General features: G+C 34.6%; 16 protein-coding genes. 10 read left to right on the top strand and 6 right to left on the bottom strand.

The genetic code is table 11. The annotated features are described in order from the left end of the window. Positions 1 to 10: 10 nt before the first annotated feature. The gene (locus KO509_RS06580; RefSeq protein WP_215972490.1) at positions 11 to 664 is read right to left on the bottom strand and encodes a hypothetical protein; all 654 of its coding nucleotides are present in this window, start codon (positions 662 to 664) and stop codon (positions 11 to 13) included. A 298-nt stretch (positions 665 to 962) separates the two neighbouring features. Here KO509_RS06580 and KO509_RS06585 point away from each other — a divergent pair, with 298 nt between their 5' ends. After that, a complete protein-coding gene (locus tag KO509_RS06585; RefSeq protein ID WP_215972491.1) occupies positions 963 to 4340 on the top strand; it encodes a tetratricopeptide repeat protein in 3378 nt (1125 codons plus the stop codon). A gap of 153 nt (positions 4341 to 4493) precedes the next feature. Here the strand turns inward: KO509_RS06585 and KO509_RS06590 are convergent, their stop codons facing one another. Further along, positions 4494 to 5198, bottom strand: a complete 705-nt coding sequence (locus KO509_RS06590) for a PEP-CTERM sorting domain-containing protein (RefSeq protein ID WP_252727424.1) — start codon at positions 5196 to 5198, stop codon at positions 4494 to 4496. A gap of 224 nt (positions 5199 to 5422) precedes the next feature. Here KO509_RS06590 and KO509_RS06595 point away from each other — a divergent pair, with 224 nt between their 5' ends. Further along, positions 5423 to 5995, top strand: a complete 573-nt coding sequence (locus KO509_RS06595) for a DNA-J related domain-containing protein (RefSeq protein ID WP_215972492.1) — start codon at positions 5423 to 5425, stop codon at positions 5993 to 5995. Between the two features lie 228 nt (positions 5996 to 6223). Here KO509_RS06595 and KO509_RS06600 read toward each other — a convergent pair whose 3' ends face one another. Beyond that, positions 6224 to 8020, bottom strand: coding sequence for a DUF885 domain-containing protein (locus KO509_RS06600; RefSeq protein WP_215972493.1), 1797 nt, complete (start codon positions 8018 to 8020; stop codon positions 6224 to 6226). Positions 8021 to 8581: 561 nt separating this feature from the next. Here KO509_RS06600 and KO509_RS06605 point away from each other — a divergent pair. Then, entirely contained in the window at positions 8582 to 10087 is a 1506-nt protein-coding gene (locus KO509_RS06605; RefSeq protein ID WP_215972494.1) for an FAD-dependent oxidoreductase, read from the top strand. Between the two features lie 125 nt (positions 10088 to 10212). Here the strand turns inward: KO509_RS06605 and KO509_RS06610 are convergent, their stop codons facing one another. Further along, positions 10213 to 10893 carry a phosphoglycolate phosphatase gene (locus KO509_RS06610; RefSeq protein ID WP_215972495.1) on the bottom strand — a complete coding sequence of 227 codons (681 nt, stop codon included), beginning with the start codon at positions 10891 to 10893 and terminating at the stop codon, positions 10213 to 10215. Between the two features lie 144 nt (positions 10894 to 11037). Beyond that, on the bottom strand, positions 11038 to 12204 hold the full coding sequence (locus KO509_RS06615; protein ID WP_252727425.1) for a GGDEF domain-containing protein: 1167 nt from the start codon (positions 12202 to 12204) through the stop codon (positions 11038 to 11040). Between the two features lie 265 nt (positions 12205 to 12469). On the opposite strand from KO509_RS06615, the gene KO509_RS06620 reads away from it, so the two are divergent. From KO509_RS06620 to KO509_RS06635, 4 genes are all read left to right on the top strand, one after another. Next, positions 12470 to 13606 carry an FIST C-terminal domain-containing protein gene (locus KO509_RS06620; protein ID WP_215972497.1) on the top strand — a complete coding sequence of 379 codons (1137 nt, stop codon included), beginning with the start codon at positions 12470 to 12472 and terminating at the stop codon, positions 13604 to 13606. A gap of 25 nt (positions 13607 to 13631) precedes the next feature. Next, complete coding sequence (locus tag KO509_RS06625) at positions 13632 to 15452, top strand: bifunctional diguanylate cyclase/phosphodiesterase (RefSeq protein ID WP_215972498.1); 1821 nt, start codon at positions 13632 to 13634, stop codon at positions 15450 to 15452. Positions 15453 to 15653: 201 nt separating this feature from the next. Then, entirely contained in the window at positions 15654 to 16169 is a 516-nt protein-coding gene (locus KO509_RS06630; RefSeq protein ID WP_215972499.1) for a hypothetical protein, read from the top strand. Between the two features lie 263 nt (positions 16170 to 16432). Further along, positions 16433 to 17713, top strand: coding sequence for a cystathionine gamma-synthase family protein (locus KO509_RS06635; protein WP_215972500.1), 1281 nt, complete (start codon positions 16433 to 16435; stop codon positions 17711 to 17713). 451 nt (positions 17714 to 18164) lie between these two features. Here KO509_RS06635 and KO509_RS06640 read toward each other — a convergent pair whose 3' ends face one another. Continuing rightward, positions 18165 to 18881, bottom strand: coding sequence for a PEP-CTERM sorting domain-containing protein (locus KO509_RS06640; RefSeq protein WP_215972501.1), 717 nt, complete (start codon positions 18879 to 18881; stop codon positions 18165 to 18167). Between the two features lie 481 nt (positions 18882 to 19362). Here KO509_RS06640 and KO509_RS06645 point away from each other — a divergent pair, with 481 nt between their 5' ends. The 3 genes from KO509_RS06645 to KO509_RS06655 all read left to right on the top strand — a co-directional run bounded on the left by KO509_RS06645 (position 19363) and on the right by KO509_RS06655 (position 23622). Further along, positions 19363 to 20304 carry a nuclease-related domain-containing protein gene (locus KO509_RS06645; RefSeq protein WP_215972502.1) on the top strand — a complete coding sequence of 314 codons (942 nt, stop codon included), beginning with the start codon at positions 19363 to 19365 and terminating at the stop codon, positions 20302 to 20304. 267 nt (positions 20305 to 20571) lie between these two features. Further along, entirely contained in the window at positions 20572 to 22260 is a 1689-nt protein-coding gene (locus KO509_RS06650) for a DUF262 domain-containing protein (protein WP_215972503.1), read from the top strand. A 144-nt stretch (positions 22261 to 22404) separates the two neighbouring features. Continuing rightward, the gene (locus tag KO509_RS06655; RefSeq protein WP_215972504.1) at positions 22405 to 23622 is read left to right on the top strand and encodes a hypothetical protein; all 1218 of its coding nucleotides are present in this window, start codon (positions 22405 to 22407) and stop codon (positions 23620 to 23622) included. Positions 23623 to 23837 lie beyond the last annotated feature (215 nt).

Raw genomic sequence — 23837 nt, forward strand, 5'->3', positions numbered from 1 at the left:
GTTTTATAAATTAGTGTAAGCGTGCAACCTGAGAGTCAGCTTGTAATACCAACTTAATTCCATAAATAATCATCTGTTCAGGTTTTTCTGGCTCCATAAACGGGGAATTGATGATGAGTTTATTGTCATAATCTTGCCAGTTTATAGATGATATTTGGCTTGAATTTATAGGTAAGATAAAAGAGCGATGGCGTTTTAATGAATAGATTTTTGCTTTATTTCGAGAGTTTACATGCGATAAATATTGAATCCATTCACTATTTGGCGACCATTGCACACTAAATTTATTTTCTTTGGTATTAATAACGTTGTTTTCAATTAATTTACTCGCATTGTGTTCAATGCTATACACCCATAAATTTTGATCATTTTCGGTAAAGGTTAGGTATTTGTTGTTTGTAGACCAAGTAATATTCTTCAGTTTTTTTGCTCTTGGTATAAGGTGTTCAGCGACGCGTTCATTTTGCTGATTATAAATAGTTAAGTAGGTGGTATTATTTTTCTCATTAAAAAAAGCTTTTTGAGAAAAGTCATTATTCCAAACATCAATCAAGTTTTTATTATTAACGTTTGTGTTAACTTTTATATTAAAGTTGTTAGCATTAGTTACTGTACCCACCAATAAAAAAACAGATATTAATAGTAGACCAAATATAGTTTTCATTGCCTTTCTCCTTTATGGATTTGTTCTTTGTTAATTTATACTTCCCCCTGCATCTGAACTATTATTACTAATTATTATGTAAAAGTACTTACGACTTCCTTACCATATTGCAATAAAGCGAATATAGAGAACCTTACGATTTCCTTACCATGATGGTTTTAATTAAATTTATTTATTATCAATGGTTTAGGGTGTTGTTTTTGGTTTTTATTTTTTATGTAATGTTTATGGTAAAGACGTTGTTGATACTATAAGCTTTATATCAATAGATAAGGCTTATTAAGTTACTGGTACTAGAATGGCAAGCAAAGATCAGTTAAATGCAACCGATAAACAATACTCTTTTACCTTAGGTGAATGGGCCGTAGATAGCGGTTCAAATCAACTCATAAGTAAAGATAATAGTTTTACCATTGAGCCTAAAATGATGGATGTACTCATTTATCTATGTCAAAACGCGGGTCAAACTATTAGCGCAGAACAGTTGTTAATCGCTTGTTGGTCAGGTACTTTCTATGGCGATGCTCCTGTCCAAAAATGTATTGCGGGTCTAAGAAAAAAGTTAGGTTGTAATGCTAAGCAGCCGATATATATTGAAACTATATATCGACGCGGTTATCGAATTATTAGTGATGTTGTTTTTAAAAATGAAGCATCACACTTTGCTCCACGGCAGAGTCTTACACAATGGACCCATGGTTCACCATATATGGGTTTGAATACGTTTGATGAAAGTCATACGCCTATCTACTTTGGCAGAACAAAAGCGATTGCGGAAGTTATTCAAAGTTTAAAGCATTGTATTGAACGCCGTTGTCATTTTTTATTATTATTGGGGAAAAGTGGTAGTGGTAAATCGTCATTGATTCGAGCAGGGGTATTACCTTATTTGAACAGCGAAACTGGCTTTGCTCAATTGCGCGTAAAACAACATCATATTATAACGCCCAACCAAAGTATTCATGAATCACCTACGGCTACAATTATCAATGCTTTAAGTACATTATCTCTATTAAAGCCTGATATTGAATTGACGAACTTTATAAAGGAAGTAGAACAAACACCACGCAAACTAACGTCAGGATTATATACAAAAAGTCTCGTTCAAAACGGCCTAGTACACACTGGCGAATTAACAGAAAACATTGACGGTCCAAATAAAGTAAAAAATTACCAATTATTGGTTATTGATCAGTTTGAACAATTTTTACTGGATGATAATTTAGATACGCGTTTGAAAGAAAACCTGGTTCTTTGTATAAAGCAGTTAGCACAATGCGAAAATTTATTATGCATTGCCATGTTACGAAATGATTTTTATGCAGAATGTATCGACGTTAATGGTTTTCCTGATTTAAAAGATAATGGGCGTCAATACGACTTACAAGCCGCCAGCCCCATTGAAATTACAAGGATGATACGTAATCCAGCCATAGCTGCAGGCTTAACATTTGAAAAAGATGAAATAAGCGGCGAACAATTGGATGAGATATTACTGGCCGCAGCGGTTAAAAACCACGATGCTTTACCACTGTTAGAGTACACACTTGACTTGCTATACCAGCAACGTAGTAAAGATAACAAATTACTGCTTAGCGTTTATCATGATATGGGGGGAATGGAAGGGGCGATAGCTCAGCAAGCAGAAATCACCTTTAATCTTTTATCACCATCTGCGCAAAAATGCTGGGATAGTATAATGCACGCTTTAGTCAAAATAGACTACCGTAATAAACAGAGTATTACGGCACGAAAAGCACCAATAGCTATTTTTGTTGATCCAGCCGAAAAACAATTTATTCAAAGCTTTCTTGATGCGCATCTTTTCGTAACAATACTTCAGACATCAACAGGGGAGCAGCGTTACTTTCCTTCAAAAGCTAAAAATGAAAAAATAAATAGTGAAGTACAATTTATCACTATTGCTCATGAAGCCTTATTAAAGCATTGGCATAGAATTAGCAAATGGGTTAATGAAAATAGTGAAGCAATTTATAAGCGTGAACAATTGGCGGATGATTGTTTATATTGGTTAGAAAGTAATAAGTCTACAGACACTCTACTCAATTCAAAGCAAAAGATTTTAGACGATATTGAATTAAGTAAACGCTCTGGTATTCATCTAAATGCTAATGAAATCGAGTTTATTTCCAAATCTAAGCGGCACGAAAACAGAAAAAATAATTTCATTACTCTGTTTGTCTTAGTCATGATTGGTTTTAGTCTTTTAACGTGGTATCAATCAAGGCAGGTTGGTTATGAACGTGATGTCGCTTTATATCAAAGTAAAAAAGCTGATGCAATAGCCACATTTTTAACTAATATGTTTAAGGAAATCCAACCCCAAAAAGCAAAGGGTAAAGAAGTATTAGTTAAAGATATTCTGGTAAAAGCCAGTGAAAATATTACTGCTGATAATGCTTTAAAAAAACACCCTGAAATTGACGCGACTATTCAAACAGTCATTGCTGGTATTTATATAGATTTAGGGTTACTCGACGCAGCAGAAAAGCATTTAACTACAGCGTCAATATTCTATAACGACACTCAATTAAAGCAAACTAAAGAGTATTTAAATTTTTTAAATCAGTACATTCGTTTTTATGGTAATAAATTTGAATTCAACATTCAATTACCATTAATTAAAGAGTCTATCACGCTAAGTAAAGAGCTGTATGGTGAAAAAAGTAGTATATACCTTGGTTATTTAAGTAATTTAGGTGGTTTTTATCAGGATACGGGATCGCTAGAGAAAGCAAAAATAATATATACACAAGTTTATGAAAAACGAAAAAACCTTTTTGGTAATAAAAATAAAGATAGCATTCGTTCATTAAATCAATTGGGCACGATAGCTTACTGGCTAGGAGACTACGAAGAAGCTAAAAAGATGTACAACTTGTGTATTGAAAATAGTCGAGTTCTTTTAGGTGAATATGATCCATTAACATTAGTATGTTCCAGTAGCTTAGGTTCATTATATGAAGCTATGGGGCAATATCAATTAGCAGTGCCTATGATTAAAGCACATATTCAGCATGCATCAGTGGTCTTTGGAGAACGTCATATTACGGTATTAAGATCAATGCATAACCTTGCTGATAGTTACCGTGGTTTAGGTAAAGTAGCAGAGGCTGAACGGTTATTTAGAAAAACATTGCAATTAAGACAAGATATTCTAGGTCAAAGCCATATTGAAACCTTACAAACGCAAATGAAATTTTCACGTTTATTACGCTTGAATGCAAGCTATGACGAAGCACGACCTTTAATTGAAGATACGGTAAAAAAATTAACCTCCAAATTAGGTATAAAGCACCCAACCACGTTAACTGCATCACAGGAGCTTGCTAATCTTTATCTCGATAGTAATCAGTTGGATAAAGCACTAAGCTTATATCAGGAAGGGCTTAACTTTAAGATTGAGGTCTTAGGTGAGCACCACCCTGAGCTAAGAGGTCCTTTAATTGGTTTAGCACGGTTCTATTTATTAACAGGCGACAGTGACAAAGCTGAAATCTATTTAACACGATGCTTAACAATAATGAAAGAAAACAAAAATATTACGGATGAAGAGCTTATTAAAACATTGAACGCATTCATTATTCATTTTACTCAAACAAGTAATAATGATAAGGAGCTTTTTTATCAAAAAGTGTTAGCATCTTTACAATAATAGTCTTATAAAAAGGTCCTGTTGCGTTGTTTTTAGTACGTAATTCATACAGGCATAATGAACTCGTTAAATTAAAGTAAATAAAAAGCACCAAAAAATGGTGCTTTTTAGTCTATTCATTTACTTGAATGTAAGCGTGTATAACCGATCAGCTTATTGCTTGTTAAATTTACGTGACGCTAAGCCCAAAATACCTAATGCGAAAATAGCAAAGGTTGAAGGCTCTGGAACGTTAACCGTTCCATAAACTAAGTTGTCATATCTTACTGAAAAATCATTTCCTTCATATTTAGCATTCAAAAATACTTTGCCAAAATATTGGGTATCTACAACAGTATCAGTATAAAAAACAGTATCGTTTAATGAGTACTCTACACCATTAGAAGTTACTTGAAGTTTAAAGTTATTAAATTCGCCAGTAATAAAGTTAGTTGTAAATGCTTGCCAACCACCATTATCCCAAGCTTGTACTCCGCTTATCCCACTAAATTCAACAATAGGCCAACCTGTAGTGACATCAGCTGCGTTAAAAGATTCAGCCCACACACCACCATATCGCTCAGCGTTAATCCAATCCTTATCAATGAAAACATCAATAGATACATAGTTTGATTGACCAATATCAAGATTCATGCCGTGCGTATCATAAAAAGTATTTGTAGGGTGAACTGGCCCTGTTAATGACATAACAAGTTCATTATTTATAATTTCAAATCCATCAGGCGCTGTACGATCTACAGACCAAGCAGCTAAAGAGTCTCCATCATTAAATTCATGAGTAATTAGAGATGAATTTGCAAAACTACTTACAGTTAATGCTAAGGTAACAATAGTTGCTTTAAAAAAGTTTATATTCATTTTATTATCCTTTAGTAATTTTTAATGTTCCTCCATAATTTAAGCAGGTTATATACCAAAAATTAAAACTTTTATTTATCAGTTAATTACTTTCTTAGATGAAGGGAAAAATTAAAAGTGTAAAGTAATCTGACATTTATTCAATCGTGTTTATTAACAAATTGCTATCAAACATAGTGCAATGGTTTTGCATTTCAGAAACTCATTTAAAGGAAGCTAAATTAATGACCAATCCTTTGATTATTCCTATTTTAGAATATTTAAAAAAACAACATAGTGCATGCTCATTAATTGATTTAGTTAACCTTTGTAAAGATGATCTTATTTCCCTTATTGGTAAAGAAGAAGACCCTCAAGTTATTCTTTTTCAGAAGAACTTTTTTGTTATGAACGCCTTATATCAAATTCAACGTGATATTCAAACGGAAGGTTTCTTACTCACTATTTTTCCATTAGAAATTTGTCTTATTGCTAAAAACGCAGCAAATGAACATAGCTTAACCACACGAGATAGTGATCTAGCTTACTATTATTTAGACTGGTCTAATTTGAATAACATCACTGCTGACGATATTGATGCACTCTTTGTAAGCTTTTGGCAAAAGTATCGTGCTGTGGATAAAGTTGATGCAGCGTTGACTATATTAGGCCTAGAGAAAGATGTAAATTGGCTGGATATTCGTCAGGCTTACAAAAGCAAAGTCACTATGAGCCACCCAGATAAAGGAGGCTGTCCAGAAGATTTTATTGAAATTCGTAAAGCTTATGAAATATTAAGCGTTAGTTATCGAAGTTGAATGCTACATTTAAAAAGGACTCTGCAACGAGTAAACTTTATGTAACAACAAGGTTTTCAGGGCATTTTAAGATAATCAATAAGTGTGTTTTTTAATCGTTATCACGCATAAACTGCACAACCGTTTGCTGAGCAGTTTATGATATTTTATTTTTACTACCTAATTTTTCCAATTAAATTTTATCAACGTTAACGTAGTAGAATTTAACTTATTTAATTTGAAATCAACTCACTTACTAGCTGCTATAAATCGGTTAATTTCAGCTTCAACCATGGTTAGTGGTAATGCACCATTACCTAGTAAAGCATCATGAAAATCAGGAAGGTTAAATTTTTCGCCTAGTGCTGTTTCTGCTTTATTTCTAAGCTTCCAAATAGCAATCTCGCCTAATTTATATGAAAGTGCTTGTCCAGGCCACGATATATAGCGATCTACTTCAGCTCTTACATTCGCTTCAGATAACGAAGTGTTACTGGCAAGAAAATCGATACCTTGCTGTCTACTCCAACCTTGAGAATGTATGCCTGTATCAATAACCAAACGACAGGCTCGCCACATTTCGTAACTTAAGCGGCCAAAATGATCATAGGGTGTGTCGTAAACGCCCATTTCAACACCTAACTTTTCTGAATATAATCCCCAACCTTCACCATATGCACTAAAATAAAGCCCTAAACGAAATTTAGGTACATTTTTTAGTTCACTTGAAATAGCTGACTGATGATGATGACCTGGTACCGCTTCATGTAATGTAAGTGCGGTAAGTTCGTATAAAGGGCGTTGATCCAGTTGATAAGTATTTAACCAGTATGCGCCGCCACGATTACCACCAACTACTGCACCATTATATGAAGCAGTTGTATAATTGGGCGCTATCTCTTTAGGTACCGGTACTACGCCGTAGGGTAAACGTGGTAGTTTCCCAAAGAACTCAGGCATCACATAATCAATACGTTTGGCAACATAAGAAGCTTCTTTTAATAAGTCTTTCGCAGATTTAGCATAGAATTGCGGATCAGTTCGAAGAAATTGAGTAAACTCTTCAAAAGAGCCTTTGAAGTTAAGGTCCTTGATGATTTGGTCCATTTCTTCACGAATACGCTTTACTTCGTTAAGCCCTATTTGATGTATTTCTTGTGCCGTAATGTCTGTTAATGTGGTGTAGGTTTTAATTTGGTGAGCATAATAGGCTTTGCCATTATTCATTTGTTCTGCGCCAAGGTTTTCAGGCGCTGCTTTTAAGTATTCACCACCAAAAAATTCAGCAAATGTTTCAAACGCCGGTATCGCCGATTTTGCGATTGCTTGTTTGGCGCTTGCTCTAAGTTGTGTTTTTGTTTCTTCTGAAAGCGTATTATTCATCTTTAAAAACGGTTTATATAAACTGCTTTTCGTCGGATCTTTATAAATTTGCGCTTTAACAGTAGGAAGGATGCCTTCAATAACTATTTTTGGTAGGGTAAAATTGGTTTCAATGCCGGTGCGCATATTATCGATGTTTTCATGGAAATATCTTGGAATTTCATTTAATCGAGCAATATAGTCTTGATAGTCTTTAGCATTACTCATTACTAAGCCATTACCCATACTAAGAACCGATAGAAAAAAGCTACTAAAAGTATTTAATGGGATACGAGATAAGTTTAACTGATAACGACTAATGGCATCTTCAATCACCCATTTTAATAACTGATGGTTGATTCGATTTTCTTCAGTAAGTTGTTCAATGTCTATGCTCGATAATCGGCTAAGAAATTCCTGTTCTGCGACAAGGCGATTATTGTTATCTTTTGGTGATACACGAGGAAGTAAATGATTATATTCACTTAATCCAGAACGAGTCGCTGATAATGGATTCTCCTTTAAAGAATAATCCCACCTTTCATTAATTATTTCAGTTAGTTTTTCATTGGCATTAATAGTTACTTGTTCATTAGCAAAGGAACAGCTGCTATAAACAAAAAGCCAGAGACAGGTAAGCAAACTTCGGATTTTATAATTTTTAGTTACGTTATTGTATTTCATTGTTTTCCTAATTTTTTGCAGGTATAAATATTTTAAGGTAATTAAAGTAATCGAGATTAACAATACTATTTGAGCATATTTACTATGAAGAGAGGCTTACATTTTAGGTCTTTAACAATGACGCTAGTCGTTCTTGTTAGCCAGACCAATTAGCTTAATCTTTTTAGCTAATGACTCTTTATTAATAGATTGTATTGTTTATAGGTAAGTTGATCTACCTACTTGAGCTTTATTTTTATCTGTCGTAATAATATGACTTATTAGACATAGGATTAAAGAGCGGTAGGGTAGTGATTAAACAAACGTGATAAGTACCACCCTTAACAACATTACTGTATAATCTCGCCTAATTTAGTAGATCCTTTGCAAAGACCTTAACTTTGCTATAAAGGTAGTAAAATATTATTTATCACGTTGATATTACTTATCCTGAACTCGGTTTAAGATGTTTTTAATTTATTAAACCGAACTCAGGTTACTTATTAAACGATAAGTTAATTTATCGATAAAGCTGCAAGTTCAAGTTGAATTAACTCACTTGATATAACATTACCCGAAAATATGCATAAACCTTTAATTACTCAGCAACCTTTATCCAACTCTAAAATTAAAATTGCCATTATTGGCGGCGGCGTTGCAGGATCGACTATTGCATTACGTTTTGCTGAATTAGGTTTAGATACTACCTTGATAGAAAAAGGACCGAGTTTGGTTAACGGCCCTCCTATTTGTCATTTACATGCGGGTGGCAACCTATATCGTGAAATCAGTGATGAGCAGTGTTTGGTTTTATTGCAGCAATCAATTGATACGGTTAAAGTTTACCCTCACAGTGTCAATATTCGCCCCACGGTGATTGCGTTACCTAAAACAGACAATGGTGAGCCAGAAGACTTATTACCCCGTTTAGAAAAATTGCGTGCTAAATATCAAGAATTAGTTAATAAAGACAATCGTAATCAAGTATTGGGTAAACCAGCGGATTATTTTCGCTTTTATTCTCGTGCTGAGCTTGAGGTATTACAGCGAAAAGCAATACCAGAAAAAGCGGCAGATGCGAGTGATTGGTTAATTTCATTTGCGCAAAACGTTGATTTAAACAAGCTTAAGTTTCCGGTGTTGTTAGTACAAGAATATGGCTTGTCCGCATTTCGTTTTGCAGCCATTGTTAGTTTAGCTATAGAGCGTTTACCTACGTGTCACCTGCAAACAAATAATCAAGTTGTTGGGCTCACTCAACAAACAGATAAACCAGGTTGGCAGGTATCAACAAAGCAACATGGCAGTGATATTGTTCAGCATAAAAATTATGATTATGTCATTAATGCCTGCGGTTTCAAAACCGGTGAAATTGATGACATGGTAAGTGCCAAACGTAAGCGCATGGTTGAATTTAAAGCCGCTTATGTTGCACATTGGCCGCAATGTCATGGTATATGGCCTGAAATTGTCTTTTATGGTGAGCGGGGAACGCCGCAAGGTATGGCACAATTAACGCCTTACCCAGACGGATATTTTCAATTACATGGCATGACGCAAGACATCACACTTTTTGATCAAGGTTTAGTGGCTAGCTCGGTTAATAGTGCTCAGCCTAAATTAGCCAAACGCTTTATAGAAAAAATTGATAAACAGTGGCCTGAGCAATTAATTCAAAACAGAACGCTAGGTTCAATTGAACATATGGCGCAGTTTCTGCCAGAATTTAGTTCAGCGACTGTGGCGGCAAAACCACTTTTTGGGGCACAACAAATTCCAGGCGAAGATGCTAATTTACGGACTGCAGATGTATCTTTTTATGGTCAACATTACGCTCGTGCTGAAATAGTGAAAGCCTCTTCAGCTTTAGACGCCGCCGATGCGATCTTAAAGAATTTTATTGATTGTGGACTTATTGCTGAGCAATTAATGTATGCAGATGAGAAATTAGCAAAAATAGGCATAAACTATTTAACAGAACATTACTTTCCTGTTAGCTTGAAATGCTCTGAAACTGAAGTAACAGAGCGAGCTATAGCGTTAGCACAGCAGCGAGATTATCCTGTGGCGTTAGCGAAGAATCTTTAATCTATAATTGATTTGGCGATTTGGCGATTTGGCGATTTGGCGATTTGGCGCTTAGCGTAAGTCAGTTTGTTATTTGAATCTAAGTTTTAATTAGTATGACGCAATTAACACTTAGCTTATATTGCTTAATCAAAAGCTGCTGAAGTGAATTCAGGGAAAGTATTAAAACACCATTGTGGATTATATTGTGCGATATCTTCACCGTAATTATAACCATAAGTAAAACCAACACTGTCTATGTTAGCTGCTTTTGCGGCTAGAATATCATTTTTAGAATCACCAATCATTAAGCACTGGTCTGCGGTAACATCAAGCTGCTTTAAGGCTAATAAAAGTGGTGCAGGGTTAGGTTTCTTTTCTGGTAAGGTGTCGCCACCAATCAATATTTCGAACATATCACCAATACCTAAGCCTGAGAGTATTGGCTGAATTAACTTTTCAGGTTTATTGGTGATTATCCCTAAACGAAAACCCGCTTTTTTTAAAGTAAGCAAACCTTCTTTAACACCATAATATAAAACAGAATTGACACATATACATTGTTGATAATGCCTTAAGAAAATAGCTAAAGTATCTTCAACTACTGTGCGATCGAGTTCTTTATTAATATTGGTTGAGCCAGATAACGCACGCTCTATTAATGCTTTAGCGCCATTACCTACCCACTGACGAATAGTATTTTCATCAAATGCCGGTTTATTTAGATCTTTTAGGGTGCTATTAACTGCCAGAGCAATATCGGGCGCGCTATCAACCAATGTGCCGTCAAGATCGAAAAGTAATACCTGTTTTTGTTTTATACTCATGAAGATCTCAATTAACATTTTAATTTAGTGTTTATTTACACGATTATATCATTGAGGCTTCATCGTATATGAAAAATATAACAGTGTTTGAAAACTTTATGTTAAAGCTAGTATTACACGAGCTTAAGTAGAAAAGTTATAATGCTACTGACTGACATTATTTCGCCCTTTCTTTTTAGCGCGATATAGTGCTAAATCAGCATTTTTTAATGCTTGCTCAAAACTTTGTTTTGGCTCTCTTTGTGCTACACCAATTGATACTGCAACATTGACCGTTTTGTTATTATTCTTTTTGGTGTTCCTACTCTTTTTATCTGTTCGTTTATCGCTACGAATCACCATGTCGTAATTAGCAATACTTTGACGTAGTTTGTCTAGCTCAGGAATAGCTTGCTCGGCTGTTTTTCTTGGAAAAACAACAGTAAATTCTTCGCCGCCATAGCGATAAATTTTACCACTACTACGCATTTCAGCCATTCTTGTTGCTACCAGTTTTAGCACTTCATCACCAATGTCATGTCCGTAGGTATCATTAAATTTTTTAAAATGATCAATATCAAGCATAGCCACTGTGTATTTACGCCCCAGTGATAAGGCGAGTTGGTTTAATGCACGACGAGTAGGTAATCCAGTTAAATCATCGCGGTAAGCTAAATAGTACGAGTCAGTGCTAACGGCAAGTAAATATAGTGCAGACATCACTATGGCAATAAGCGTCCAAGGTAAAGCAATAATATTTAGCTGATTTAGACACCAAACAATAAAGGTAATCAGTAGCGCTGTGAGTGTTAAATCGTGATTACTAATACTACGCCATACCAATAAAAGGCCCAACAAGCCAAGTGGTATGATAATAGGAACGTAAGGTAAAACTGATGTCCATAATGGCGTTTGTGGTATTAAGCTATGTAAACTTTGGCTCAGCTGTAGCCAAAAAAAGGTGATTACGCCACACAAACCAATAAATATAAGCCTACTGATGATATGAACAGATAAAAGGGCGCGATCTTTTATTAAAGCCAATAGCATAAATAAACTAGCGCCATATAAAAGTAGCCATTGTGTATTTAGCATTAAAGGTTTGGTGTTAATAGATGGGGAGTTTGTAGTAACTAAAAATACTAGCCATAAGCCGCATAAAATAGCAATTCTACTGCGATTAAATTGGGTTGCAAAGATAGCAGTAACGATCAGTAATGGATAAACCAAATAATTGATTAACGTTAATTGACTTTGCCACTGTATTTGAAAGTGAATTAATAATGAGAATAAGCCTGTAACTGCCATTAAACATAAAAATGTAGACTTCATCCCTTTTAACTTAACCAACTGATACTCCAAAACTTCTACTTAAATAAAGTCACCATTGTATTGATATACTAATTGCTTTTCTAGTTTTAGATTCGATAAAAAAAATACACGCTCTGAAGTCGGTTATTTTAAGGCGAAATAAAAAAGGGGGGCTAGGTTTTGAGATTACTATTAGCTAGACAATTTTATGCATTAGCGCTACTTTTATATAATAAAAGCATTTTTGATAACAAAAAAATGGGTAGATGCAGATGGATACCAGTATATGAATAAAGAATTATTCACTTTGTATATTGAAAGTGTAGCACTTGATGATTTAAATAAAGGTTTACAGCTAGCTCAGGGTAAAGGAGCAAAAAGCTTAATGCTGCTAATTTGTAGCCAAAATGAATACAACGAAAAAGCACTGACGTTATTGTTAACAGGTTGTTCGTTACCCGTTTTTGGCGGAATGTATCCTATGATTACTCACCAAACTGCTTTGTATAAACAAGGAGCTTTAATTATAGGTTTTAAAGAGGTTTATCAAACGTCACTTTTTTCTGACTTAGATCAAGTCAGTGATGAAGATGAATTAGAAGAACAGATCAATAGAGTATTAGAAAAAAATGAAAATCTTAATCATCAAGATGATTTCTTAATGTTTTATGATGGCTTAATGACTAATATCGAAGATTTCATTGATTGCCTTTTTGATTGTCTCGATCATACTATTTCTATTGCTGGAGGTGGAGCGGGCTATTTAGATTTCGTTCAACGGCCAAGTGTTATTACCAATAACGGTATCTATAGTAATTCAGTATTGCTCGTTTCCTTACCTTCTAAAATAACGACAAGTATTGCTCATGGTTGGCAAATATTGGAAGGGCCTTTTTTAGCCTCGGAGGTACACGAACAAACAGTACTAAGCTTAAATTATCAAGCAGCATTTGACGTTTATGCCCAAGCTATAGAAATTAATAGTCATTACAAGTTTGATAGCGGTAACTTTCACGATATTACCAAACACTTTCCATTAGGTATTGAAGATATCAATAATAATTTAATTGTTCGCGATCCTGTTTTAGCGATTAATGGTCACTTACAATGTGTTGGTAAAATAGCTATTAACTCTATGGTATATTTACTTCATGGCAGTGAAGATAACTTAATTAATGCAGCTGAAGAAGCCGCAATTGAAGTTTTTTCAAACATCAATGTTAGCCAACAAGCATCAATGATGTTCGACTGTGTAAGTAGAGTGTTATATATGGAAGATAGGTATAATCAGGAGCTACAAGTCATTAGTAAACACAATAAATCTTCTGAATTATTTGGTGTACTCTCCATTGGCGAAATTGCTAACGGTCAAAGTGGTGCGCTTAGTCTTCTTAACCGATCAATTGTCATTAGTACCTGGTAATAAATAGCTAATAAATAGGTAATTTATGAATAAAGCCTTATCACTTATTTCGTTGCAACATGAACTCGCCATGGCTATTGGCAATAAACTTGACTTAAAAGCCATGGTAAAAGTATTTTTAAAAGTGTGCTTTAGCCGTTTAAATTTAACCAGTACTCACTTTTATGTTTATTGCGATGAAAATGGCGCTCCGAGGAAAATAGAAACAATAGCAGAAAGTGATTATCGTAATTTATTAAGTATCCCAAAAATCAATTCAGGTAAACCATGGCAAGACTGCTTGAAATTATCAAACTTTGTTAAACAATTAAATAAGCAGCAAGAGACGATAGCAATGGAATACGATAATGGCCATCAATTATATGGTTTTATCGTACCTGGACATGGTTTTTTAGTTTTTGAAACGCATTATATTCTTGCTATGGATGTTCAAAAGGCGTTATCTCCTATTTTAAATAAATTAGCGACAAGTTGTTATGCGTCCTTAATACATGATTCTTTGGTGAAAGAAATACACTCTAGACAGCTTATTGAAGAAAAACTTGCTTTTCAATCACAACATGATGGCTTAACTGGCTTATTCAATCGACAACATATTAAGAAACTACTTAAAAATGCTATTGAGCAGACCAGTATCAAAGCAGAGTATGGTTGTACTATATTTATTGATTTAAATAAGTTTAAGCCTATTAATGATGCTATGGGGCATAGTATTGGCGACCTCATACTACTAACCTTAGCAAATAGACTTAATTCTTTAAGTAATGAAAATGTTCATGTTGGACGTTTTGGTGGGGATGAGTTCGTCATTATTTTGCAGGGGCTAGATCAAAATTATCAAAAGGTAGCTAATTTATTTATTAAAGAAATTAATCAAGTGATAGATGAACCTTTCATTATTAAAGATAATTCATATAAGCTTAATTGTAGTATTGGCTATGTGTTTTTTCCATTACAAAAGAGTACTGCTAGTAGCCTAATTAAATTTGCTGATATTGCCATGTATGAAGCAAAACGTGAAAAGAATTTGCAAGGCAAGCAATATCAACCTGCAATGTCAGACAAAATAAACAAACGACTTGCTTATGTCGACGATATGAAAAAAGGATTAACAGCAAAAGAGTTTGAATTGTATTACCAGCCTCAATTTAACCATCATAATGAAATTATTGGGGCAGAAGCATTATTACGTTGGAATCACCCAGAACATGGTATTGAATCCCCTGCTATCTATATTCCTATCGCTGAAGAAAGTGATTTAATTTTATATATTGGTCAATGGGTGCTTGAACAAGCATGTCGTGATATTAAAAAACTAGAACAACGTGGGGTACCTCATAGTTTTGGTGCAATCTCTATTAATGTCAGCGCTAAACAATTAATAGAAAACAATTTTCAAAGTAAAATCATGACGGCTATTGAGCAAAACAATATTTCGGCTAATCGTTTAGCTTTGGAATTAACAGAGAGCTTATTAATAGAAAATATTACTGATTCCATTGAATTGATTGCATCTTTAAAAGCCAAAGGAGTCGCGTGTGGTATTGATGATTTTGGCACGGGTTATTCGTCTTTAACTTACTTAAAGCTTATACCCGCAAGTATATTAAAAATAGATCGATCTTTCGTGTCCAGCATAGAAGAAAGTGATGAAAGCCTAGCGATTGTTAATATGATTATCAGTTTGGGGAAGGCGCTGAATATGGCTGTTTTAGCCGAAGGCGTTGAAACCCTAGAAGAATTAAATTGTTTGAAAAAACTCGGCTGTTATCAATATCAAGGGTACTTTTTTAATAAAGCGTTACCTTTTGAAGAATTCTGCCAGTTATTCGATGCACAAAAATAAGATAACATTAAAGCTAAGCTCACTTTACCTTAGAATCAAGTTTTCTCTTTTTGACTGTTCAGGTATTAAGGTATTGATATAGCCGACATGCTAGTTAGTGTTAATTGGCTAGTTGTTTAATTAAATAACCCGCTTTACGTTTCTTTACTAAATAAGGAGTATTATATTTATCTACTCTTCTTTTTATTATGATTACATTATATGACCTTTATTCACGCTAACTTTCTACATGCTACTTCATTAAAAAATTCGATTGTCGTTTTTTTAATAACTTTATTTATTTTATCTGGTTGCAGTAGTAAATATGACAATAAGATAACAGAAGTGTTTAGAAGTAATATTGTAGATGATACAAAAATGTTTTCTTTTTCATTAATTTTTGTATACAAGACTACGCCACAAGACGATAGCAACGAGGGTAAATCACACAAGCAAGTCAAAGAAAAGGGAAAAGGCAAAAGGGGAGATAAAGGCGGCGAGCGACCTAATAAACAAAAATCAAAAAGCTCGAATAAAAGTAACAAACGAGACAGTCAAATGACCAATGAACTTGAAACTCGTTTAGTTGAAAAACTTGAAGAAAATGGTTACTGCCGAAAAGGATTTTTTGAACTGAATCGTACACTTAACAAGTCAATTTACACTATACATGGTGAGTGTAATGAGAGCGCAACAGCTGCCGATAGAAAAAACTTTATAAAGCAGGCTGAACGATGAAATTGACATTACTGTTGATGGATTTTAAGTAGTGATATGTAAACTTACTCAGTAAAATTAATATTGACTTCAATTAATAGAAGGGTGGGGTATAAATGAATATACATATCCTTCTTAAAGGTCATAAATACCAATAATTATAAGTATTAATGTAGATATTTTAAATGATAAATCAATAGATAGAATAGAGATAAACGCTCTCTATAATACCAGTACCGGAATACCAGTACCGACAATAGACTTTAGTTAACTGAGAATTAAACATGCCAACTAATTACAAAAAAACCGCAATAGGTGAGCATAAACTGCAACCTGAATCGTTAATGATGGGCTATGGATATGATCCAAAGCTATCGGAAGGTGCAATTAAATGTCCTAATTTTCAAACATCAACGTTTGTCTTTGAATCAGCAGAGCAAGGTAAGCATCTATTTGATGTGTCTTCTGGGCGTATCCAACTTGAGGAAGGCGAAAAAGCCGGCTTAGTCTATTCACGATTCAATAATCCAACCATTGAAATTGCAGAAAATCGTATTGCCATCTGGGATAATGCACAAGACTGTATAGTAACCGGTAGTGGTATGTCAGCTATCTCAACAACGCTGTTAGCACTTTCTAAACCTGGCGATGTCATTGTTTATTCTGAACCTATTTATGGTGGCACAGATACCTTGATTAACGGTATGTTAACGCAAATGAATATTAAAGCGGTCGGTTTTATATCGAGTGAAGGCACTAAAGGGCTGGAAGAAGCATTAAAGACCGCCAGTGAAATGGGGAACATTTCTGTGGTTATGCTTGAAACTCCTGATAACCCAACAAACAACCTTGTTGATTTAATTAAGTGTCGTCATCTTATTGATGAAATATCTGAAAAACAACTCGTTAGACCGATATTGGCAATAGATAACACTATGCTAGGACCATTATGGCAACAACCGTTAAAGCATGGTGCTGATTTATGTCTCTATTCGTTAACCAAGTATGTTGGCGGTCATTCCGATCTTATTGGTGGTAGTTGTTCAGGTAATAAAGATTTGATCGCCAAAATCAGAAAAATCAGAAATTGCATCGGCACAACCATGGATTCACATACAGCTTGGTTGATATTACGTTCTTTAGAAACATTAAAAATTCGTATGCAAGCATCAGCCATTGGTGCAAAACAAGTGGTTGATTATTTAAATACGCATAAACAAGTAACACGAATTGATTACCCAGGATTATTAACCGAAGGTGATCCACAATATCAAATCTATAAAAAACAATGTACGGGCGCGGGCTCAACGTTTTCTTTTGAAATTAAAGGTGGTGAAAAATCTGCATTTAACGTATTGAATAAACTAAAATTAGTTAAACTTGCGGTTAGTCTAGGAGGAACTGAAAGCTTAGCACAGCATCCTGCTGCGATGACTCATTCAGGTGTACCAAAGGCACGTCGAGAATTAATTGGTGTTACCGATGGGTTAATTAGGATTTCAATAGGAATTGAAGAGCCTGCTGATATTATTGCCGATTTAGCACAGGCAATGAGCGAGTTGTAACAGCTTGATATACGGTGTTAATTCAGGTAGTTATTAACATAAGAAAGAGGTCAGTGATAAATGAATAGTGTTTTCATTCTTGAATATCACCGACCTTTTAATCTAACCACCATACGTGACTAAAAGCAGCACTAAAAATCCTACTAATTTAACGGGGACACTTGCTTATAAAGCATTAGTTGAAATGCCAGTGTTGTTCAAATTTGAGTGACTGTCCATTATAATTGTAACGAATATAGTGGTAACATTTTTTATCTTAGGATATGAATCAGTGAGTATTGTTACTTTTATCTAATGCCTTATTGGTTGACTTAAAATAAGCACAAATTACTTTTGGCTAAGTGGTTAGAACAACTGATTAGATTATTGTGTGGTGAATTACAGGCAATAAAAAAGCACCAGTGACTTTTTAAAGATAAGTGGTGCTTTATAGTATTTCGCAATAGTTAGATTACAGTTTATTCTTTGCTAACAAAGAGCGACGTGATGCTAAACCTATAATACCTAATGCAAATATCGCGAGTGTGGTTGGCTCTGGCACCTTTGTATAGTTTATATTGTCTATTGCGCCTGAACCATAAAGGCTAATTTTTATTGATGAGACTCCAGACACACCAAAGTCGAGTCTTGCCCATTGGTTATCGCCACCTGTATTAGGTGTGTAAAAAGTATTTGGAAGAATTTCGACATTGTTACTGTCAAAGAAAGAAATTAAGTTATTTTCACTTGTACCATACTCTTCACTTTCAACATCAAAAAAATCAATACTATTTAATGTCACAGCTTCAGAGAAATTAATACTGAAATATGCTGCTGGTCGACTACCTTCGTCATCAGGATCAACACAAGTAAATGCATCACATTCGTCAGGGTGTTCATGAATAATTAACACATTACCAGGACTTATTTCGCCTAAATTTTCATTGTTAAAAAAAGGCGCTGCAAGGTCTCTGTCGCCACCGGTATAGTTATTTGTATCAAATAAAACAGCAAGGTTCTCCGAGTTTTTGGCAATGTTTATGCCGTTAAAAGTAATGCCATCTGATACATAATATTCATTATCAATAATCGTACCTGAAGCATAATCTTCAAAATCTATAAGTCCCGCTAACGTTACGGGCGAAATTGCTAACAAAGTTGATACAAGCGTAGTTTTAATAAAATTCACAAGGTTTCCAAAGAGTAATCAGTTATTTTGTCAGTGTTAAGCAATAGTCAAGCCACTGTGTGAATTATGTTTTTATTCAGTGTGTTATGTGTTTTTGTTTGTGTCTTGGTAATGAGTTATTTATTGGCTGTAAAGCAATCTGACAGATGTGTTTTATATTTACTTTTTATTGATTCTATTCATTAGCTGTAAGTTCGAGATGAAATTTATAGGCAAAGTAATGTTATCATTTGGCAAGCTCATGTACTGTTTATAACGGCTATAAGAAGGTAGTTATCAGCTAATTATGTCTTGTCCAATAATGTAATAGACAGGTCCTTTGTCTAAACTTTTGCAATATAGCTTAATTATTTATATTGTTGATAAGTGTACTTTACTGCCTATAAAGCGGTTTTAGTCGATGATAGGTCTTAATAATGGTAATTATTTACGGTATGATTTATGTTAATTATGATTCGATGTTCATGGACGATGTTGTTGTATGATTCTAAAAGATAAAACTCTTCAAAATGCTGTATCTCCAATAGCAAAAGCTGGCCAGAAACAAGAACAGGATGTCGCTTTCTTTTTAAGGCGTGCTTTTAAAGAGCACCAACAAGTGTATGTTATCAATGATTTCAAGTTTACTTATAATGATGAAACAGCCCAAATAGACCATTTAATTGTTTACACATATGGCTTTGTTTTAATTGAATCTAAAAGTATTACAGGTGAAGTGAAAGTTAATGGCTTAGGTGAATGGACTCGTAGCTTAAGGAATAAATGGTCTGGTATGGCTTCACCAATTAAACAAGTAGAATTACAACAAAAACTGCTTCGAGAAATGCTTCATGCTAATCGAGAAAGTATTTTGGGGAAAGTACTAGGTATTAAGCAACAATCATTTGGAATGCGTTGCTGGAGTAATGTTTGTGCTGTATCAAGTAACGCTATTATCGACCGTGATTCAATGCCTAATAAAGTATCAAAGCAGCTAGTTAAAACAGAGTTCTTGATTGATAAGCTCAGCGAGCTAATGAAATTGAAAACCCATGTCATTACCAAGCTTAATCCTTTTGATACACGACCGAGTTTCAGTGACGAAGAGTTAAAATCAATCACATCATTTCTTATGGCTCAACTTGCCGATACTAAATATGCTAAATCGATAATAAAACAAGCAGTAGTACAAGAGCCAGTAAAGATAAAAACTAAAATTAATGTTGATAGCATTTTACAATGTAAGTCTTGTGGTGAAAAATCTGATTATTCACCGCAGTATGGTAAATATGGTTATTTTATCAAATGTAATAAATGTGAAACCAATACCGCAATGAAAATACCTTGTGTGAGTTGTGGAAGTAAAAATACAAAAGTATCTAAAAAGAAAGAAACCTATACGCTTGTTTGTAGTGACTGTGAGCAACTAACAATACTTATATAATTTATGTGCCTATAGCCTTTTTTATCTGAGGGCATAAACCAGTGTGTATTGTCGCGGGCTTTAATTAACATAGGCAAGTTTAATGAGGACACTCGCTTATAAAGCATGAGTTGAAATGCCAGTGTTGTTCAAATTTGAGTGACTGTCCTGTATAATTTTGACAAGTAATAATTTAATTATTACTGTTTTGTTATTTTTTATTTCATAATCCGTTACTATCGTGAATTATGGATAATATACTGTTAGTTTTTACAAGGAGAGTTGGCATTGTCAGCAGAAAATTTTTTAAATGCAGAGACTGATACTTTTGGTGGGATCATCAAAGGTGATAATAAATTCAAAGTTCCCCTTTATCAAAGAGACTATTCTTGGAATAAAACGCATTGGAATGATCTGTGGTTAGATATAGAAACTAACAGGAAAAATGACTCTAAACATTACATGGGATCTGTTGTTTTAGTATCTAAACACAAAAAACAATATGATATCATCGACGGTCAGCAACGATTAACAACTCTTACTATATTGGTATTAGCTGTCGTTGATACATTGAATGATTTAGTTAAACGAGAAATAGATGTTGAAAACAATGAAAAGAGAATTGAGCTATTAATAACTGACTTCATTGGTAAAAAATCACTGTCTTCATTAAATTACGAAAATAAAATTGAATTAAACGAAAGTAATAATCCTTTCTTTTCGACTTACCTTACCAATTTTAGAAAACCCGTAAATATCAAATCAACCATTAAAAGTAATAAATTACTTTTCGATTGTTTTAATTATTATAAAGAATTGATCAAAGAAGAAATTTTTATGGATGAAGATGTTTCTTCATTAATTTCTTTTGTTGAGTATATTTCTGATAGCTTGTTGTTTATCCAGATTACTGCAACTGATGATTTAAGTGCTTACCTTATTTTCGAAACACTTAATGATCGAGGTTTAGATTTATCAGTTACTGATTTATTGAAGAACTATCTATTTTCCATAGTTGATGAGACAGATAAAAGTCATGTTAAAAATATTTGGGATGTAACGATAAATCACGTTTCATATTCGGGCTTCCCGAAGTTTTTGCGCCATTACTGGATGATGCAAAATGGTTTGATTCAAGAAAAAGAGTTGTTTAAAACCGTCAAAAGACACATCAATACACCTAGTACAGCTTTTGACTTGTTAAATAGTATGAGCGAAGTTTCAGAGGTTTACGCCGCTTTAAGTGACTCAACTCATCAATTATGGGAAGGCGAAGAAAAAGTTAAAAGGCATATTAGAGAATTAAGCTTATTTAACGTTACGCAATGTTATCCATTGTTAATTAATGCTTATTTGTATTTAGAACATGATGATTGGATCGCTACTTTAAGGATTTGCTCTGTAATTTCGTTTAGATACATGGTTGTCTCAGGGTTAAACCCAAATGCGCTAGAGTCTAAATATAATGAGGCATGTAAAGCAATGAATGCAGGAGCTGCCAAAACGGCAAGAGACATATTTCTTATATTACAACCACTTTATGTCAGCGATGAAGATTTCGAACGTAATTTTGAATCCAAATCAATTAGAACTAAAAGATCGGCGAAATTAGCTAGATATATAGTTTATAGCATCGAAAATCATTTATCTGAGCATTCATTTGATTTTGAGTATGATAATGGCTCACTTGAGCATGTATTACCTGAAAATCCGTCTTCTGAATGGAATGAAAACTTCCCTAAAGACATTGAAGAAAGTTTTATTTATAGGCTTGGCAACTTCACATTACTAGAGCCAGATAAGAATCGGGTTATCGGCAACAAAAACTTTGAGCATAAATCTGAAGTCTATAAAACAAGTAGATATGAATTAACGAAAAGATTTGGGTTTCAAAAGTGGAATCAAGAAAATCTTAAAGCCAGACAAAAATATTTAGCAAAACAAGCTAAAGCAATATGGCATCTACCTTACGCGTAAAGTAAAAACTAACAAGTTGCTTAAACGGACAAAAAACAGCTGGCTTTTGCTCGTTCCTCGCTAATTTTAGCCAGCTATTTTATTGCCGCTTAGTAAAGCGTTAGCCTTTACAGCTTCACAAAAAATGGACTCAAGATAAACAATATGACATTCAACCCATTTGACAAACAACTCGAGAGTGCCAAAGCTAGAGAGTTAGAGCTAGGCTCCATCCTCAATGCCGTTAAAAATGAGATTGATTGGTATGGAGGCACAGATCTAACAGTTTTAACCGATAGTCGCAATGAACTTCAAAATAAACTGGAGAAGCAGTCTCTAAGCTGCACACATTTACGCGGCGAGGTCCAACAGATCGAAGCAAACATTAATAAACTGTCCGAATCAATTAATAGCCTTTGGAATCCTAAAAATTGGTTTGATTCACAACAGCGGGATCTTCGTGGTCGCGCATCAGTATTGGAAAGGTCACTGAAAGAAGTAAACAAGAACTCCTCAAAAGCACAAGGACAGCTACAAAACATAAAACAACGAATGAGTGCCAAGATTGCAGAAATTGAGAGATACAAAGACTTCAATTTCGACACCAAAAGCAAGGATCGTATGATACTCGCTAATGAACTATCTCAGCAGAAGAGGGAAGTTGAACGAATTTCTGACAGAAAACATCAAGTAGATGATGCGCTAGCGCCGATAGTCGCACAAATTCACGATACGGAGCAAAAAAAATCCGAAGCTGCTTCTATCAGGCGTCAGGCTCAAAGTTTGGATGAAGAATTATCGAATGCAGACAATTCGTATGAACGGGCTATGGCGCATCAAAAGAGTGAGGAGAAATTCGGAACAGGCAGTCCAAAGAAGGTGATTTCACAGAAGGACTCCGAAATTCGTCGCCTCGGACGTGATCTCGAAAAGTTACAGAAGCGGGCGAAAACTGTAGCAGACAAAGCAGCTAGAAATATTAAAAAGCTTATACTCGATGGTAACAATCTAAGCTACCAAGGAAACATTTTCATAGGGCTTGCCGCCTTGAAATCATTAGTGCCAATTCTTGCTAATGAATATGAGGTTGTATTGGTATTCGACGCTTCAATTCGCCGGGCACTTGGTAGTAGTGATTCCGATATAAGGGATGTGTTAGGTAACGATATTCAAGTACATGTCGTTGCGACTAGCGTTAAGGCGGATGAAACGGTTCTTGATCTCGCCGGAACTGATAAGACTACCTTTATAGTCAGTAATGATAGATTTGCAGAATTTCGTGAAAAGCCAGCGATTCGAGAGCAGCGAGTCATTCGCCATGAAATAGTCTCTGGTCAGGTTTTGATTCACGATCTTGGTGTCTCGGAGATGTTCACGCAATGACGGCTAACAAGGCAAATGCACTCGGACAGAAAAAAGCGCCGTTTCGCACTGCTTTTGCTGCCGGTGATTTGCGGCGTTGAGGCTGTAGAATTTCTCCAAAAAGACGTATTTACGTCTTTTTTTATATTTCCTCAATTGTTTGTTTTTTAAGCTTGAAGCAAGTTCCTCGCTGTGATCTAATAGATATTATTCACCGATAGCAAAATATCATGGCC

The organism is Colwellia sp. C2M11, assembly GCF_018860915.1.
Classification (GTDB): domain Bacteria; phylum Pseudomonadota; class Gammaproteobacteria; order Enterobacterales; family Alteromonadaceae; genus Colwellia.

Coding starts and splice junctions, on each gene's coding strand:
- KO509_RS06580 (WP_215972490.1), bottom strand. CDS start 664: ATGAAAACTATATTTGGTCTACTATTAATATCTGTTTTTTTATTGGTG.
- KO509_RS06585 (WP_215972491.1), top strand. CDS start 963: ATGGCAAGCAAAGATCAGTTAAATGCAACCGATAAACAATACTCTTTT.
- KO509_RS06590 (WP_252727424.1), bottom strand. CDS start 5,198: ATGAATATAAACTTTTTTAAAGCAACTATTGTTACCTTAGCATTAACT.
- KO509_RS06595 (WP_215972492.1), top strand. CDS start 5,423: ATGACCAATCCTTTGATTATTCCTATTTTAGAATATTTAAAAAAACAA.
- KO509_RS06600 (WP_215972493.1), bottom strand. CDS start 8,020: ATGAAATACAATAACGTAACTAAAAATTATAAAATCCGAAGTTTGCTT.
- KO509_RS06605 (WP_215972494.1), top strand. CDS start 8,582: ATGCATAAACCTTTAATTACTCAGCAACCTTTATCCAACTCTAAAATT.
- KO509_RS06610 (WP_215972495.1), bottom strand. CDS start 10,893: ATGAGTATAAAACAAAAACAGGTATTACTTTTCGATCTTGACGGCACA.
- KO509_RS06615 (WP_252727425.1), bottom strand. CDS start 12,204: ATGAAGTCTACATTTTTATGTTTAATGGCAGTTACAGGCTTATTCTCA.
- KO509_RS06620 (WP_215972497.1), top strand. CDS start 12,470: ATGAATAAAGAATTATTCACTTTGTATATTGAAAGTGTAGCACTTGAT.
- KO509_RS06625 (WP_215972498.1), top strand. CDS start 13,632: ATGAATAAAGCCTTATCACTTATTTCGTTGCAACATGAACTCGCCATG.
- KO509_RS06630 (WP_215972499.1), top strand. CDS start 15,654: ATGACCTTTATTCACGCTAACTTTCTACATGCTACTTCATTAAAAAAT.
- KO509_RS06635 (WP_215972500.1), top strand. CDS start 16,433: ATGCCAACTAATTACAAAAAAACCGCAATAGGTGAGCATAAACTGCAA.
- KO509_RS06645 (WP_215972502.1), top strand. CDS start 19,363: ATGATTCTAAAAGATAAAACTCTTCAAAATGCTGTATCTCCAATAGCA.
- KO509_RS06655 (WP_215972504.1), top strand. CDS start 22,405: ATGACATTCAACCCATTTGACAAACAACTCGAGAGTGCCAAAGCTAGA.